This window comes from Delftia sp. WY8 (genome assembly GCF_018437695.1).
GTDB classification, from domain to species: Bacteria; Pseudomonadota; Gammaproteobacteria; order Burkholderiales; family Burkholderiaceae_C; genus Comamonas; species Comamonas tsuruhatensis.
In genome coordinates, this window is sequence record NZ_CP049795.1 from 1845266 (window position 1) to 1861090 (window position 15825).

At 69.1% G+C, this 15825-nt stretch carries 13 protein-coding genes and 1 tRNA gene; 8 read left to right on the forward strand and 6 right to left on the reverse strand.

Features of this window, described 5'->3' with window-relative positions; translation table 11 throughout:
- The first annotated feature begins 12 nt into the window (after positions 1-12).
- Positions 13-100 (forward strand) — tRNA-Ser (locus tag G4D77_RS08470).
- A 107-nt stretch (positions 101-207) separates the two neighbouring features.
- Here the strand turns inward: G4D77_RS08470 and G4D77_RS08475 are convergent.
- The 5 genes from G4D77_RS08475 to G4D77_RS08495 all read right to left on the reverse strand — a co-directional run bounded on the left by G4D77_RS08475 (position 208) and on the right by G4D77_RS08495 (position 6101).
- Positions 208-1185 (reverse strand): VOC family protein, encoded by a 978-nt coding sequence (locus G4D77_RS08475; RefSeq protein WP_154835148.1) that lies wholly within the window; start codon positions 1183-1185, stop codon positions 208-210.
- Between the two features lie 76 nt (positions 1186-1261).
- Positions 1262-2098 carry a fumarylacetoacetate hydrolase family protein gene (locus G4D77_RS08480; protein WP_017405613.1) on the reverse strand — a complete coding sequence of 279 codons (837 nt, stop codon included), beginning with the start codon at positions 2096-2098 and terminating at the stop codon, positions 1262-1264.
- A gap of 77 nt (positions 2099-2175) precedes the next feature.
- Positions 2176-3300 (reverse strand): porin, encoded by a 1125-nt coding sequence (locus tag G4D77_RS08485; protein WP_154835152.1) that lies wholly within the window; start codon positions 3298-3300, stop codon positions 2176-2178.
- A 145-nt stretch (positions 3301-3445) separates the two neighbouring features.
- A complete protein-coding gene (locus G4D77_RS08490; protein WP_154835154.1) occupies positions 3446-5116 on the reverse strand; it encodes an FAD-dependent monooxygenase in 1671 nt (556 codons plus the stop codon).
- A gap of 16 nt (positions 5117-5132) precedes the next feature.
- The gene (locus tag G4D77_RS08495; RefSeq protein ID WP_154835156.1) at positions 5133-6101 is read right to left on the reverse strand and encodes a Bug family tripartite tricarboxylate transporter substrate binding protein; all 969 of its coding nucleotides are present in this window, start codon (positions 6099-6101) and stop codon (positions 5133-5135) included.
- A gap of 226 nt (positions 6102-6327) precedes the next feature.
- On the opposite strand from G4D77_RS08495, the gene G4D77_RS08500 reads away from it, so the two are divergent.
- Entirely contained in the window at positions 6328-7245 is a 918-nt protein-coding gene (locus G4D77_RS08500; protein WP_154835157.1) for a LysR substrate-binding domain-containing protein, read from the forward strand.
- A gap of 191 nt (positions 7246-7436) precedes the next feature.
- Positions 7437-8969 carry an ArnT family glycosyltransferase gene (locus G4D77_RS08505; protein ID WP_227740816.1) on the forward strand — a complete coding sequence of 511 codons (1533 nt, stop codon included), beginning with the start codon at positions 7437-7439 and terminating at the stop codon, positions 8967-8969.
- Positions 8970-9184: 215 nt separating this feature from the next.
- On the opposite strand, the gene G4D77_RS08510 is transcribed toward G4D77_RS08505, so the two are convergent.
- Positions 9185-9844 carry a TetR/AcrR family transcriptional regulator gene (locus G4D77_RS08510; protein WP_013803729.1) on the reverse strand — a complete coding sequence of 220 codons (660 nt, stop codon included), beginning with the start codon at positions 9842-9844 and terminating at the stop codon, positions 9185-9187.
- A 60-nt stretch (positions 9845-9904) separates the two neighbouring features.
- Between G4D77_RS08510 and G4D77_RS08515 the strand changes: the two genes are divergently transcribed.
- The 5 genes from G4D77_RS08515 to G4D77_RS08535 all read left to right on the forward strand — a co-directional run bounded on the left by G4D77_RS08515 (position 9905) and on the right by G4D77_RS08535 (position 15819).
- Positions 9905-11113: an arabinose transporter gene (locus G4D77_RS08515; protein ID WP_154835159.1), complete on the forward strand. Its 1209-nt coding sequence runs from the start codon at positions 9905-9907 to the stop codon at positions 11111-11113.
- The gene (locus G4D77_RS08520) at positions 11106-11879 is read left to right on the forward strand and encodes a siderophore-interacting protein (protein ID WP_154835161.1); all 774 of its coding nucleotides are present in this window, start codon (positions 11106-11108) and stop codon (positions 11877-11879) included. The genes G4D77_RS08515 and G4D77_RS08520 overlap by 8 nt, the downstream gene beginning before the upstream one ends.
- Before the next feature lie 137 nt (positions 11880-12016).
- On the forward strand, positions 12017-13453 hold the full coding sequence (locus G4D77_RS08525) for an amidase (RefSeq protein WP_154835163.1): 1437 nt from the start codon (positions 12017-12019) through the stop codon (positions 13451-13453).
- A gap of 16 nt (positions 13454-13469) precedes the next feature.
- A complete protein-coding gene (locus tag G4D77_RS08530) occupies positions 13470-14345 on the forward strand; it encodes a polysaccharide deacetylase family protein (RefSeq protein ID WP_016449802.1) in 876 nt (291 codons plus the stop codon).
- Positions 14346-14373: 28 nt separating this feature from the next.
- Positions 14374-15819: an MFS transporter gene (locus tag G4D77_RS08535; RefSeq protein ID WP_154835165.1), complete on the forward strand. Its 1446-nt coding sequence runs from the start codon at positions 14374-14376 to the stop codon at positions 15817-15819.
- Positions 15820-15825: the final 6 nt, after the last annotated feature.

The window sequence follows — 15825 nt, forward strand, 5'->3', positions numbered from 1 at the left end:
ATACGGAGCTTCGGAGACTTGGGTGAGCGGTTTAAACCAGCAGTCTTGAAAACTGCCGACGGGCAACCGTCCGTGAGTTCGAATCTCACAGTCTCCGCCAGATCCTTGTATCAACCGACAGGCGGCCAAAGAGCCGGCCCTGTTGCACAGCGCCCCGATGCCGCAAGGCAGCGGGGCGTTCCTGCGTCTGGGGCATTGGCGGGCGCCTCAGCGTGGCGGCTCGTGGTTGGTGACGAAGTCGGCGGGCACGTCCGGCCCCCAGACGTAGAGCGAATCCTCGGGAGGATGGTCGGCCGCAGGCCACACCGCGCCCGCCTCGACAAAGTCGATGTCGCAGGAGTACTCGGCGAAGCTGCCCCAGGGATCGCGCACATAGCGAAAGAAGTTGGAGCCCAGCACATGCCTGCCCACGCCCCAGCCCTGCGCATAGCCCGCCTCGGCCATCTGCCGGGCGCCGCTGCCCACGGCGTCGACAGAAGGCACGCACCAGCTGCTGTGGTGCAGGCCGGGTCCATGCGATGCGGCCAGTGCCAGCAGGTGGTGGTCGCTGCCGTGCGGGCTGTGCAGGAAGGCGATGACCGAGCCCGAGCGGTCCGAGAGCCTGAGTCCCAGCACCTCGGTGTAGAACGCCAGCGCGGCATCCACGTCGGCGCAGAACAAAAGCACATGCGACAGGTGCAGCGGCCGGATCTGCGGCATGAGGCTGCGAGCCGGCGCGCGGCCGGCATTGCGGCAGGCCGGCGGCAGCACGTGCGGTGCGGGCACCGACGGAGAGCTCTTGGCGGCTGCACGCAGCTGGATGGGCACCCCGTCGGGGCTGGCGATCCAGATACCGTCGGTCTGCGCACCGGCCGGCGCAGGAATGCGTGCGATCCCCGCGCCGTCGATCCGGTGCGAGAAGGCATCGAGATCGGCCGCATGGATGCCCAGGCTCAGCCACTGCAGCCTCTTGTGCGTTGCGGCCTCCAGCACCCGCGCCCAGCGGTGGGGATGCCCGTAGGTGTGCAGCGCCAGCGCGCCGTCGATGTCGCGCACCTCGAGCCCGAAACTGGCGTAGAAATGCCGCGCCGCTTCGAGATCGGGCACGCTGAAGACAAACTCATCGATCGAATGCACGGCCGGCTGCCCGGCCGTGCCGGACGGCGTTCCAGGTGTCGTTCCAGATGGCGTGGGAAGGCTGTTCATGGTGTCCCCTCCTTTGCATGTTCACTGTGCGAAGACCGGCGGGCAGCGCCACGCGGCCGGTGGGCGGGCGAGGCCATCACCGCACCCGCTGGAGCTGCCGCCCAAGAACCCCGCCGTCCAGCGTCATGACATCGCCGGACTTCAGGAAGCGGGGCGGCTTCATGCCCAGGCCGACACCTGCGGGCGTGCCGGTGATGACAAGGTCGCCGGGCAGCAGCGTCATGAACTGGCTCAGATAGGACACGAGACAGGCCACCGGAAAAATCATGTCTGCCGTGCTGCTGCGCTGCATGACCTCGCCATTGACGGACAGCGTCAGTTCGATGGCCTGAGGGTCGGGCAGCTCGTCGGCCGTGACCAGCCACGGCCCGACCGGGCCGAAGCCATCGAAGCTCTTGCCCTTGCCCCACTGGCCGTTGCGCTTGATCTGCCAGTCACGCTCGGAGATGTCGTTGGCAAGCAGGTAGCCGGCCACATGCGCGAGCGCACCTTCCACGGGGATGCGGCTTGCGCGCGTGCCGATCACAAAGCCCAGTTCGATCTCCCAGTCGGTGGCAACCGACGCTTCGGGCAGGCGCACCTCGTCGTCCGGCCCGGCCAGCGATGAAAGCGCCTTGTGAAAGACCACGGGCTCCTTCGGAATGTCGAGACCCGACTCCTCGGCATGCCGCCGGTAGTTGAGCCCGATGGCAACGAACTGCCGCGTGCCGGCGACAGGGGCGCCCAGGCGGCTGCCATGCGCCACCAGCGGCAACCGCTGCAGATCGACGGCGGCCAGCGCGGCCAGCCTGCCGGGCGCCATCCACTCGGGCGTGAAATCGGGCACCAGGTCCGACAGGTCGCGCGCCTGGCCTTGGGAATCGATGGCGCCGGGCTTCTCGCAGCCGCTGGCGCCGTGGCGTATCAGTTTCATGGTCTGTCTCCTGGAACGGGAAGTGGAAAGTGGGAAGGAAATGGATCGGGACGCGGACCCCGCATGCGGGTTGAGCCTCAGAAGCTATGCCGCACGCCGGCAGCGAAGCCGTTCTGCGAACGCCCGGGGGCGGGCGCGGCGCCTGGCGCCGCATTGCTGACCGACAGCGCAAGTGCTCCCTCGTTGGACAGATGCCCTGCGGTCGCATACAGCGTGGTGCGCTTGGACAGCGAATACCGGGCCCGCAGGGCAAAGAGCCGGGCCCCGTCGTCGCTTCGCCTGAAACGCAGATCCAAGGCCTGCGCATCGAGGGTCAGGGCCGGTGTGGCGGAGAAACTGGCGCCCAGATACCAGAGATCGCTGCGTGGCGCGTCGGGACGGCCGTCGTTGTGGCGGGCAATGACCCCGGCGCCGAGCTTCCATGCTCCCCAGCGCACCCATCCCGCGGCGGTGGAGCGACGGTCCTTGCGCGCGCTGCTGGTCAGGCCTGCGAACGCGCCGGGGCCTCCACGGATTTCATCGACGGCCAGCGCGATGCCCCAGGCCTTGGCCTCGTACTTGAGCATTGCCGACCATTGCCGGCAGGCGCTGGAGTCGCCCGGCTGCTCGCCGGGGCAGTTGGTTCCCGCGGGACCGGGGCCCGAGTTGACGGCATCACGCCCCAGGCTGTAGGTCGCGCCGACGGTGAAGCCGCCAAGGCCGGCGCGCCACGCAAGCGCGTTGTCCGCGCGCGCATTGGGCAGGTAGCTGTCCAGCGATGCCGCACCGTAGGCATTCGGGCCGAGGGTGTCCGCATCGAGCTGGGACCAGTACAGCATGGTGTACTGGCGCCCCAGTGTGAGGCTGCCCCAGTCGCCGGACAGGCCGACAAAGGCCTGGCGCCCCCAGGCGCGCCCGCCCTGGTTCAGCACGCCCGCGTCGAGCGCCAGGCCCTGCTCCATCGTGAACAGGGCACGCAGGCCGCCGCCCAGGTCCTCCGAGCCGCGCAGGCCGATGCGCGACGGCACGCTGCCGGTGAGGCCCGGCATGCGGTTCAGCGAAGCGCCTCCCTGGCCCACATCGGTCAGGTGCTCGACGGATGCATCGAGCAGGCCATAGAGCGTGACGCCCTGGGCCAGGGCGGGTGCCGAGGGCACGGCAGCGGCACCGGCCAGGCATAGCGCGGATAGCGCGGCGCGAACAGGAAAGGAGGGATGTGGCATGTTGTCTCCTGAAAGTGATGGATGTCGGCAAGGACGGCGAAGGCTCAGACCCAGGCGCAGGCCGGCGTCCCCCGGCCGGACTGGCCAGGGTCACGAAAGCGCAAGGCCGGACGGCCCGGGGAGCAGGCGGCCGGATGGGCCGGGGCTAGCCGGGCCCCACCGGCGGGGTGCGATGGCCCAGCGCCAGCGCCATGACCTCGGTCGGCTGCGCCGCACCGTCGCCGCGCCAGGCGATGTGGTGGTCCGGGCGGATCAGGACGCGGTCGGCGCCATATAGCGCACGCGTCTGCCCGTCTTCGCTCATCACCACATCCAGCCGGATGCCGTATTGCGCAGCAGCCTGCCTCCAGGGCTCCAGCCCGTCCGGGCCGTCCGGGCTGAATGCGAGCAGTGTGAAATCGCGTCCGAAGTCATCGAGCAGGGACCGGTCCGGCCCCGTTGCCACATGCGGAGCGCGCGTGCCGGGATAGCCGCCAGGCAGGTAGCGGTTGGGCTCGTCCGGCGGGGGCTCGGCCAGCTCCCGGGCGACGACGGGGCTGTCGGCATAGCGCAGGCCCAGTTGCAGCCCCGGGATGTTGAACTCGCGCGCCACATGCTCCGAAAGTGCCTGCCCGAGCGCATGGCGGGCGCCGTCGCCCTCGGGCCCCTCCTGCTCCACTGCGGCCGTGACCGGCAGGCATCCGATGCTGTCGGCCATGCTGCGTGCAAAACTGGTGTTGCGCTGGGCGATCGGCCGCCGCTCGGCCTCATAGCTGTCCAGCAGCGCCGGGCCGGCCGCCCCCTGGATGGCCGCCGCCAGCTTCCAGCCCAGGTTCACGACGTCGTCCACGCTGGTGTTGTAGCCCATGCCGCCCGTGGGCGTGAACAGGTGCGCCGCATCGCCGGCGATGAACATCCTGCCGTGCCGCAGGCGCTCGGCCACCAGGGCATAGCCCGCGTTCCAGGGGGTCAGCGCGATCAGCTCGTGCGCAAAAGGCCGGCCGACGACGGCCTGCAGCGCCTGCTGCGGATGGAAATCGGCAGGCTGGGTGCCTTGGGGCAGCTGCACGATCAGCACGAACCGGTCCACGCCGTCGATGGCGCACAGCAGGCCGCGCTGCCCGGGACCGACGGCCCAGTACTGCCAGGCCCTGGGCTTGCCGATCAGCCCGTACAGACCGGGAGCCCGGAAGTAGATGGACATCATCGGGCCGCCCAGGAAGTCCCGCCGCTCGCTGCCATGGCCTGCGTAGACGACGCCCATGGCCTGGCGGACCAGGCTGCGCGGCCCGTCGCAGCCGACCACATAGGCGGCCTGCAGCAACTCTGTACGGCCCGTGTCCGGCTCGCGGCATTCGATCTGGACTGCGCAACCGGTGTCCCGCACCGCCTCGGCCCTCAGGCCAAAACGCAGCACGGCGCTGGCATGGCGTTCGGCCTGCGCCCTGAGCACGGGCTCGATGAACATCTGCTGCGCCCGATGCGGCAGCTCGGGCGTGGGCCAGGCCTGTTCCCCGTAGTCGCCATAGGCCGTGCCCGAGGCGGCCTCCTCGGCCGAGGGAATGCGAAAGCGCGCCAGCTCGGGCCCCGTGAGCCGCGTGCAATAGACGACGTCCTGGGGGTGCGAGGGCGGCAGGCCCAGCCTGCGCACCTGGTCGGCAAAGCCCCGGCGGCGGTAATGCTCCATGGTCCGGGACGAGGTGGCATTGGCCTTGGGCAGCGTCGGCGGCCCGCTGCGCTCCTCGATCAGCACGCACGGTATGTCCCTGCAGCCCAGCTCGATGGCCAGCATCAGACCCGCAGGCCCTCCTCCGATGATCGCGACTTCGGTCTTCATGGCGTCTCCCCGGGGCTCAATCGACGGTCACCTTGACGCGGCGCAGCACTTGGGCATAGCGCTCGCGGTCGGCCTGCATGAGGTCAGCGACCTGCCTTGCGGGGCCGATGCTGGTGAAGAAGCCAAAACCGGCCAGGCGATCCCTGACGTCAGGCGCGGACAGGGCCCGGTTCACCGCCTCGTTGATGCGCTCGGCGACGGCCGGCGCCGTGCCCTTGGGCGCCATGAGCGCAACCCAGGTCAGCGCATCGATGCCGGCCGGACCACCGGCCTCCTGCACGGTCGGCACATCGGGCAGCGCCGGGGAACGCTGGCTGTCCGCCACGGCAAGAAAGCGCAGCTTGCCGGCCTGCTGCAGGGGGCCGGACGTCGCAATGCTGCCGTAAGCCCAGTCCACCTCGCCCGTCGACACGGCGGCGTACAGCTGCGAAGTCTCCTTGTAGGGGACATGCATCATTTCGGCACCCATGGCGGTCGCGGCCCGGGCCGCGCCCAGATGCAGCGGCCCGCCCACCGCATTGGAGCCATAGGTCATGCCGGGCCTGCGCCGCGCCGCCGCCATCAGTTCGGCCAGGCTGTGGAACGGGCTTTGCGCGCCGACCACGACGAAGAAGGCGGTCTTGTAGAGCAGCGCCACCGGCGTCAGCTCGCTTTGCGGGTCATAGGCCAGCTTGCGCAAGACCAGCGGATTGATGGACAAGTGGCCTACGTCCACCACCACCAGGTCGTTGCCCGTGGGCGGCGCGTTCTTCATCGCATTGATGGCCACCACGCCGGCCCCACCCGGCCTGGGGTCGACGACGACCGGCTGCCTCCATTGCGCCGAGAGCTTGTCGGCGACCAGCCGGGCCACCACGTCGGGGCCGCTGCCCGCGGGAAAGGCGCTGGTGATGCGCACCGTTCCGCCGGCGGCCGTCTGCGCGGCGACGGAGCCCGCCGCCAGGGTTGCCAGCGCACAGGCGCCGGCCCATTTCCTCATGCTCATGCTGCTTGTCTCCTATGGGTCGCCGGGCTGCGCCGACGTTATGGAGGGCATGCTAGGTCTGGCAGGCCGGCTGCGGCAGAGGGCAGAAACGCCTCAGCGATGCATGGCTGTTATCACTGGAGCGTTCCGCAGCGGCTCAGGCGCGGCGGAGCCCGCGTGCACGGCCCCTGCGGGAAATCCCCTGGCCTTGGCGCGCTCGGAAACGGGCATAAACACGCTCCGACCGATGCCCAAACTTCATCACCTTCGCAATTTCGTCGCCGTTGCTCGGGCACGCAGCCTGCGCAGCGCCGCCCGCAGCCTGGGCCTGACCCAGCCGGCACTGACGCGCAGCGTGCGCGAGCTGGAAGCCGAGCTCGGCGTGGCGCTGTTCCAGCGCCATGCGCGCGGGGTATCGCTGACCGTGGCGGGCGAGCGATTCCTGCTGCGCGCGCAGGCCGCGCTCGAGGAACTGCGTCGCGGCAGCGAGGAGGCCGCCCAGGCGCGCGGCGAAATGCAGGGCCATGTCGCCGTCGCTCTGTCCAGCGCCCCCGTGCTGTCGCTGCTGGCCCGCGCCTATGCCCAGTTCCGGCGCGACTGGCCGGATGTGCACCTGCGTTTCGTCGAAGGCCTGTTCCCGGCCGTCGAGCCGGCGCTGCGCGACGGTCGGCTGGACTTCTATCTGGGCCCCCGGCCCGAGAGGCAATTGAGCGCCAGCTACCAGGTGGCCCTGGTTCACCGCAACGAGCGTGTCGTGCTGGCCCGCCGCGGCCATCCGCTGCGCACCGCCGGCAGCCTGCAGGCGTTGCTGGAGGCGGACTGGATCGTCACCGGCCTGCGCGAGCGCCGCGAGGAAGAGTTCGAAGAGCAGTTCTCCGCGCTCGGCCTGCGCAGCCCGCGCGTGGTGACGGTCGCCGAATCGTTGATGGCCCTGCTGGCGCTGTTGGCCAGCAGCGACGCCCTCGCCTTCTTGCCGCGCCAGTGGGCCGATACGCCCCTCTTCAACGGTGTACTGGAGCCCATTGCCGTGCGCGAGAGCCTGATGGCACCCGACATCGTGCAGGTCACGCGTGCTGCGCTGCCCCTGACGCCCGCCGCGGAACGCCTGTCGAAGCTGCTGCTGCGCGCGGCAGTCCACGACTTCGGCGAGCCGGCCGGCGCCTGAGCCGCGGCCGGCGCCTCCACAATATCTTCATACAATCTTTACATTGCATTGACCAGGCAGACATATTCTGCCGGACTCATAGCGCCTCGCGTAAGCCAAGAGTCCGTAGCCAACGCTGAAGCTCCCGTTCGACCGCCTTCCTGGGAATTTCCCCTGTGCCAGCGCACTTGTCATCGCCGCTGGCATTTCCTATGACCCATCCCGTCCCCTCACAAGCAGCGAGCACGATCACGCGAAGCGCTCCGCTGGCCATGCCCGCACCGTCGCTTTCCCTGGACATCAAAGTCCTCATTGGCCTCCTTCTCTTTACGGTGGTCTGGCTGCTGCAGATCGACAGCTCCAGCCTCACGGCACCCAAGGACAACCTCGAGCAGCTGACCTGGGTGCACAGCCTGGAATGGGGCTACTACAAGCATCCACCGCTGCCGACCTGGATGTTCTCGGTGCCGGTCAATGTGTTCGGACTGTCTGCCCGCACCAGCTATGTGACGGGCGCGCTTTTCACGCTGGCCGGCCTGCTTGTCTTCTGGAAGCTGATGCAGACCTTGCGCGGCAGCCGCCATGCCACGCTGGCCCTGCTGGCGGCCCTGTGCATCACCTACTACAACGAGCGGCTGCACTTCTTCAACCATGAAGTGGTGCTGATGCCCTTCTTCGTGGCCAGCGCCCTGCTGGTGTGGCGTGCGGTGGGCAGCAGGCAACTGCACTGGTGGGCGGCCCTGGGCTGCTGCCTGGGCCTGGGCGCACTGGCCAAGTACCAGATGATCCTGGCCGCCGTGGCGGTATTCCTGTTCTGGCTGGCGTCAGGCGCCTGGCGCGAGCGGGTCCATGTCATCGGCCTGGCCCTGGCCGCTGCCATTTCGCTGGCCATCATCTCGCCGCACCTGTACTGGCTGTTCCTGAACGACTTCGGCCCCATCCGCTATGCCACCGAATCCTCGCTGGGCGCCAGCCTGGGCGGCGGCGCAAGACTGCTCAATACCTTGCACTGGCTGGCCGACCAGCTGTTCAACCGCGCATTGCTGGCCTGGGTGCTGCTGGGACTGGTAATGGCATTGCACCGCCGCAGCCGCCTTGCGCCGCAGGACACACCGCAGCGTCCCGGGACAGCCGATGCATCGCGCGCGCTGATCCTGTGCTTTGGCCTCACGCCCATCGTGCTGACCTGCGCCATCGGCATCTTTGCGGGCTCGTCGCTGCAGCTGCACTGGGGCACGCCCTTTCTGCTGCTGGCCGTTCCCGTCGCCATGGAGCTGGCCGGTGCCAGGCTGCAGCCGTCGCGCATATCGATCACCACCGCCATCAAGTGCTTCGTGGCGCTTCAACTGGCCTTGCTGCTCGTGGCCCAGATGACCTCGGCGCGCAGTGAATTGCGGCTTAACAGCCGGCACTGGAGAAACTTCGATTCAAAGGCCTTGAGCCAGGCGCTTGCCGAACCCGCGCGTAAGGCGCTGGGAGGCGACATCCGCGTGATCTCAGGCCCCACGGCCGAGGCCAAGGCCCTGGCCCTGAAGCTGCGCGAAAAGCCGCTGGTGCTGATCGATGGCCGCATGGACATCAGCCCCTGGATTTCCCAGCACATGGTGGATGCCTGCGGCGTGCTGCATCTGCAGCTGGCGGCATCGCAGCCGCCCGGCCACCAGCCGGTGGGCGAAGGCTTTCCCTCCCTTTACTGGCGTGTCACCCCGCCGCAGGAGGATGCGGGCGGCTGTGTCGAAAGCTGAACGAATACGCTGCTTGCCGGCCGCGCCCGTCGGCATTGCGTGATTGCACCCAGTGCTGAGAACCTCCTCCGTGCCCATGAAATCCCCTTGCGAAGAACTCATGGACATGCTGGGCCAGCCCTATGACGCCGGCGAAGTGGCCCGACTGCTTGGCCCATTCGATCCGGAGGTCTTCGCGCCCTGAGGACCTGGCGGCCAAATCGCTCCTTGCATCCTCAACCCAGGGCAGGCGCTCGCAGATACCCCATCAGCACCTGCACGATGCCATCCTCCAGGGCCTGGGGGGTGAACATGGCAGGCGGATCGATGACGGCGGCATGCACCAGGGACTCCATGGTCTGCAGCAGCATCCAGGTGGCCAGGTCCAGATCGCGGTGGGCGAGCTGACTGCGGTGCAGCTCCAGGAGCTGGCGCACCTGGCGGAAGATGCCGCCGTCCGCCGCGCTTTGCTCGCGCGGCGCGTCGAAGAAGGGGAATTCCTTTTCCAGCACCCGGTGCAGATCGGGCTCGACCCGATGCGCCGCCAGCAGCGCCCGGACCATGGCCTGCACATGGCCTTGCAGGCCCTGCGGCCGCTCTGCCGCAAGCACGGCGGCAATGGCCGCGTACATCTGCGCGGCGTGGCGCTCGTGCAAGGCCGTGATCAGCGAGTCCTTGTTGGGAAAGTACTGGTAGAGCGAACCCACGCTCACGCCTGCGCGCTCGGCCACCAGATTGGTGTTGGTGGCGGCATAGCCGCGCTCGGCCAGAACGCGAGCCGCAGCTTCCAGAATGGCCTCGACCGTGGCAAGGGAACGCGCCTGCCGTGGCTGCTTGCGGGGCTGGGGCGGCTGGCGCTGCGCCGCCTGCGAATGCGAGTTTTCAATGCGAGCCATGGCTCATATTCTCCTGGACATGTGATCTGAGTTTTTACTCGTATTTGAAAGGGAATGCACATGTCTTCCGGAATTTCGCCATCTGCGGCCGCGTCGCCGCCGGTGAATGCATTCGCGCGGCTGCTGCCGCTGACGCTGGCGGTCTTCGTCAGCTTTCTCTGCCTGGGCATGCCCATGCCCGTGCTGCCCCTGCACCTGAGCCAGACCCTGGGACTGGGCACGCTGGGGGTGGGCACGGTGATGGGCTGCCAGTTCGCGGCCGCCCTGCTGTCGCGGGCCTGGGCCGGGTCGCTGGCCGACACGCGCGGCGCCAGGCAGGCCGTGGTGCTGGGCATGGCGCTGGCGGCCGTTTCGGGCCTGGCCTACCTGATGTCACGCGCCTTCGAGGGAGGGCCGGCCGCAGTCTGGGTGCTGGCCGCCGGCCGCGTGCTGCTGGGCTGCGCCGAGAGCCTGATCATCACCGGGGCCTTGAGCTGGGGCGTGGGCATGATCGGTCCGCAAAACGCCGGCAAGGTCATGGCCTGGGTGGGCATTGCCATGTACGGCGCCTATGCGGCGGGCGCGCCGGCCGGCGTGGCGGTGCAGGCGGCCTGGGGCTTCTCCGGCATTGCCGTGGCCACCATCGTGCTGCCGCTGGCCGCCCTGGCCATGGTCTGGGGCCTGCGCGCCACGCCGGCTGCGGCCCAGCGCCGCACGCCGTTCTACAAGGTGCTGGGCACGGTATGGCTTCCCGGCCTGGGGCTGGCCCTGTCCAGCGTGGGCTTTGGCGTGATCACGACCTTTGCAGCGCTGCTGTTCGCATCGCGGGGCTGGGGAGCGGCCTCGCTGGCCTTCACGGCCTTCGGCCTGGCCTTCATCGGCGCGCGCCTGCTCTTCGGCCATCTGCCGGACAAGCTGGGCGGCGTGCGGGTGGCACTGGCCAGCATTCCGCTGGAAGCCGCCGGCCTGCTGCTGATCTGGGGCGGCGGCGATGCGGCCTGGGCCTACGCGGGAGCCGCACTCACCGGCTTCGGCTATTCGCTGGCCTTCCCGGCCTTCGGCGTGGAGGCCGTCCGCCGGGCGCCTGCCCAGGCGCGCGGTGCGGCCATGGGCGCCTATGTGGCCTTCTTCGACCTGTCCATGGGGCTGACGGCCCCTGCCGCCGGGCTGCTGGCCAGTGTCACGGGCGTCGGAGACGTGTATTTCGCCGCCGCCGTGAGCGTGGCGCTGTCCATCGCCGTGGCCTTGCTGCTGCGCTTGAACGCAGCCCCGGGAGCCACCCATGGCTGAGCCGATTCACATGCCTGCCGGCACGCAGCGCGCGCTGGGCACCGTGTTGAAGGCGCAATCCGTCACGCCGCGCATGCGCCGCATCACGCTGGGTGGCGAGCAGATCGCCGCCTTCTCGCGGGCGCCTGCCGTGGATACGCCCGCCGCCTGGGTCAAGCTGTTCCTGCCCACGGGCGAGGGCCGGGCGTACACGCTGCGCAGCGTGGACCGTCAGGCCGGCACGCTGGACATTGACCTGGTACTGCATGGCGATGCGTTCAATGCCAAGCATGAGAACAGCACCTCCGCTGGCGGCGACGGCCCCGCCTCCCGCTGGGCCGCCCAGGCCCGCGTGGGCGAGCAGGTGGCCATTGCCGGCCCGCGCAGCGGCGGCTTCGCCCCGCCGGCCGGCACCGATTGGCTCATGCTGGCGGGCGATGGCTCGGCACTGCCGGCCATGCAATCGATCGCGGCGCGCCTGCCAGCCTCCGCGCGGGTGAAGGCCTACGTGGAAATCACCGATGACGGCGAATGCCAGCCCATGGACAGCGCTGCCCGCTGGCGCACCGAGTGGATCACCGCCGCGCCGGGCCAGCCTGGGCAGAGGCTGTGCCAGCGGCTGATGTACCGGCCGCTGCCGCCGGGCAACGGCTATCTGTGGATGGCGGGCGAGTCCGGCGCCATGCGTGCGCTGAAGCGGCATTTCCTGGACCGTGGCATCGCACCCGGCCAGCTGAGCGCCAAGGGCTACTGGAAGTGCGGCGAAGCGGACCACAAGGACCGCTAGAGCGGCGCAAGCGGCACAAAACGGCCTCCTTCACAGATCAACACAGAGCGCCTCATCCCCCGGGTAATCACCCGGACACGGGATGGAGGCGCTCACTAGAATTCAAAAATGAACTTTGACAACAACATTCAAATTCAATGAAAAACAGCGGCCTCCGGACAGCGCCTGCCTCGGCTTGCGAACTGCATGCAGCCTATGCGGCCGGCACGCTGACGCCCACACAAGCCACCGAGCATTGCCTGCAAGCGGCCTGTGAAAGCCCGTCCGTGTTCACGCGCATCACGGCGGAGCGCGCGCTGGAAGAGGCCAGGCAATCCACGCAGCGCTGGCGTACGGGCCGCCCGCTCGGGCCGCTGGACGGCGTGCCCATCAGCTGGAAGGACCTGTTCGATGTGCGTGGCACGCCCACCACGGCGGCATCGGCCCTGCTTCGCTCTGCCCCGCCAGCCCCTGCCGATGCCCCCGTGGTGGCGCGGGCCGCGGCGGCCGGCATGGTCTGCCTGGGCAAGACCAACCTCAGCGAGTTCGCCTATTCGGGACTGGGCCTGAACCCCGGCTTCGGCACCCCCGCCAATCCCCGCCTGGGTGGGCGCGCACGGGCGCCTGGCGGCTCCTCCAGCGGCGCGGCCCTGGCCGTGGTGCAGGGCTGCGGGCCGCTGGCCATGGGAACGGACACGGCAGGATCGGTGCGCATTCCCGCAGCCTTCAACGGGCTGGTGGGCTTTCGTGCCAGCCGGGGGCGCTATCCCATGCAAGGGGTCTTTGCGCTGTCACCTTCCCTGGACACGCTGGGGCCGCTGGCCCTGGGCGTGGCCGACTGCATGGCCCTGGACCAGGTGCTGCGCAGCACCGTGCCTGCCGGCGATGCCGCTGCAGGCCCTGCCGTCCCAGGCCCTGTCATAGGCCTGCAGGGACAGGTGTTCGTCATCGACCCCGGCCTGCTGGACGACGACCGCGTGCAGGCGCAGGTGCGCGACGCGATTGCAGCCGGCCTGGCCCTGCTGCAGCGGCAGGGCGCCCGCGTGCAGCGGCGCCGGCTGCAAAGCCTGGACACGGTGCAGACGCTGACGCAGCGCCATGGCTGGCTGGGCGCGCATGAGGCATTGGCCACGCACCGCGAGCGCCTGGATGCCCCGGAGCAGGCCGCGCGCATGGACCCGCGCGTGCGCAGCCGGCTGGCGGCCGCAAGGCATCTGGACCATGGCGGCTACCTGCAACTGCTGGCACGGCGCCAGCCATTGATGGAGCTGTTCGCGCAGGAGCTGGGCAGCGCCACCCTGGTGCTGCCCACGGTGGGCCATCCGGCGCCGCTGCTGCAGCCCCTGCTGGAAGACGACGCGCTGTTTGCCCAGACCAATCTCGCCACGCTGCGCCTGACCATGCCCGGCAGCTTCCTGGATGCGCCGGCCGTGGCCCTGCCCTGCGGCGCCCTGTGCCTGCAAGGCCCTGGCGCGAGCACCGAACGGCTTCCCATCGGCCTGCAGCTGATGCGCCCGCAGGGCGATGACGACCGGCTGCTGCGCATTGCCCTGGCCGTCGAACAGGCGCTTTCTTCCCTCAACCGTTCCCAGTGAAAAAGGAGTGCATGCAATGAGCAAGGACATACAGATCACGTTTGGCGTGGACGTCGATGCCGTCGGCGGCTGGCTCGGCTCGTATGGCGGGGAGGACTCGCCCGACGACATCTCGCGCGGCATGTTCGCGGGCGAAGTCGGCTCGCTGCGGCTGCTCAGGCTGTTCGACAAATACGGCCTCAAGACCACCTGGTTCATCCCGGGCCACTCCGCCGAGACCTTTCCCGAGCAGATGAAGGCCGTGGTGGACGCGGGCCATGAGATCGGCATCCACGGCTACAGCCACGAGAACCCGATTGCCATGACGCCCGAGCAGGAGGAAGCGGTGCTCGACCGCAGCATCGAGGTCATCACGCGGCTGGCCGGCCGCGCACCCACGGGCTATGTGGCGCCCTGGTGGGAGTTCAGCCCCGTCACCAACGAGCTGCTGCTCAAGAAAGGCATCAAGTACGACCACAGCCTGATGCACAACGACTTCCACCCGTACTACGTGCGCGTGGGCGACCAGTGGACCCGCATCGACTACAGCAAGCATCCCGACACCTGGATGAAGCCCCTGGTGCGCGGAAAGGAGACACGGCTGGTCGAGATCCCCGCCAACTGGTACCTGGACGACCTGCCGCCCATGATGTTCATCAAGAAGTCGCCCAACAGCCACGGCTTCGTCAACCCGCGCGACATAGAGCAGATGTGGCGCGACCAGTTCGACTGGGTCTACCGCGAGCACGACTACGCGGTCTTCCCCATCACCATCCACCCCGATGTCTCCGGCCGCCCCCAGGTGCTGCTGATGCTGGAGCGCCTGATCGAGCATTTCCAGTCGCACGACGGCGTGCGCTTCATGACGTGCGACCAGATCGCCGACGACTTCCTGCGCCGCCAGCCGCGTTGATGCCGCATCCCACCTCAGCGAGGACACCATGAATACCTCCGCCATTGCCTCCGACGCCCCAGGCGCCGGCCATCCGGCCCCGGCCGGGACCGATGCCCCCTGGACCGCGCCCACCGTGACGCGCAGGCAGGTCAGCTACGCCACCTGGGTCTGCTTTTTCGCCTGGGTGTTCGCCGTCTACGACTTCATCCTCTTCGGCACCCTGCTGCCGCAACTGGGCGAGCACTTCCAGTGGAGCGCCGAGCAGCAGGCGCGGCTGAACACCTGGGTGACGCTGGGCACGGTGATCGTGGCCTTCGGCATCGGCCCCATCGCCGACCGGCTGGGCCGGCGCAAGGGCATCATCATCGCCGTGGCGGGCGCAGCGCTGTGCTCGGGCCTGACGGCGCTGGCCGGCTGGGTGATCGGGCTGTCGGCGGGACTGGGCTTCGTGCTGCTGATCGTGGTGCGCTCGCTGGCGGGCCTGGGCTATGCAGAGCAAAGCATCAACGCCACCTACCTGAGCGAGCTGTTCTCCCTGGTCTACACGGACCCGGCCTCCCTGCGCCGGCGCGGCTTCATCTACTCGCTGGTGCAAGGCGGCTGGCCCGTGGGCGCCGTGCTCACCGCCGTGCTGGTGGCCCTGCTGTATCCGCTGGGCGAGCGCTGGTTCGGCCAGGGCGGCGGCTGGGCGCTGTCCTTCGTGTTCGCCATGTTCCCGGCCCTGGTGATCGCCGTGCTGGGCCGACGGCTGGTGGAAACACCCCAGTTCCTGACCGCGCGGCGCGTGGCCGATCTGCGCCGCGCCGGGCGCGAGGCAGAGGCCATGCGCCTGGCGCAGGAGCATGGCGCCAGCCCACAGCAGGAGCAGCACACCGGCCTGTCGGCCATGTTCCGGGGCGCCTCGCTGCGGCCCACGCTGTCGCTGGCCCTGGGCTTTTTCCTGAACTGGTTCGCCATCGTGATCTTCGCGGTGCTGGGCACCTCGGTGCTGGGCGGCGCCGGTGGCACGCCGGGCAAGGGCGTGGATTTCTCCAGCGCGCTGCAGGTCCTCATCATCTCCAATCTCGCGGGCTTCCTGGGCTATGTCTTCCATGGCTGGCTCGGTGACCGCATAGGCCGGCGCAACGCCGTGGCCATAGGCTGGATGCTGGGTGGCCTGGCCTTCGCACTCATGCTGAACGCGCCTTCGGGCGACTTCTGGCGCATCGTGCCGCTGTACTCGCTGGGGCTGTTCTTCCTGATCGGCCCCTATGCAGCGGCCCTCTTCCTGATCGGCGAGAGCTTTCCCAGCCACATACGCGCCACGGCCAGCTCCTTCGTCAACGCCATGGGCCAGGTGGGCGCCATCGCGGCAGGCTTCGGCGTGACCTGGACGCTGTCGCAGGGGGCGGACTGGGCACAGGCGGCGCTGTACTGGGGAGCCATTCCCTGCGCAGCCTCGGGACTGCTGATGTTCCTGGCACCCCATGTCGATCCCCAGACCGTGAAGTGAGGCCGC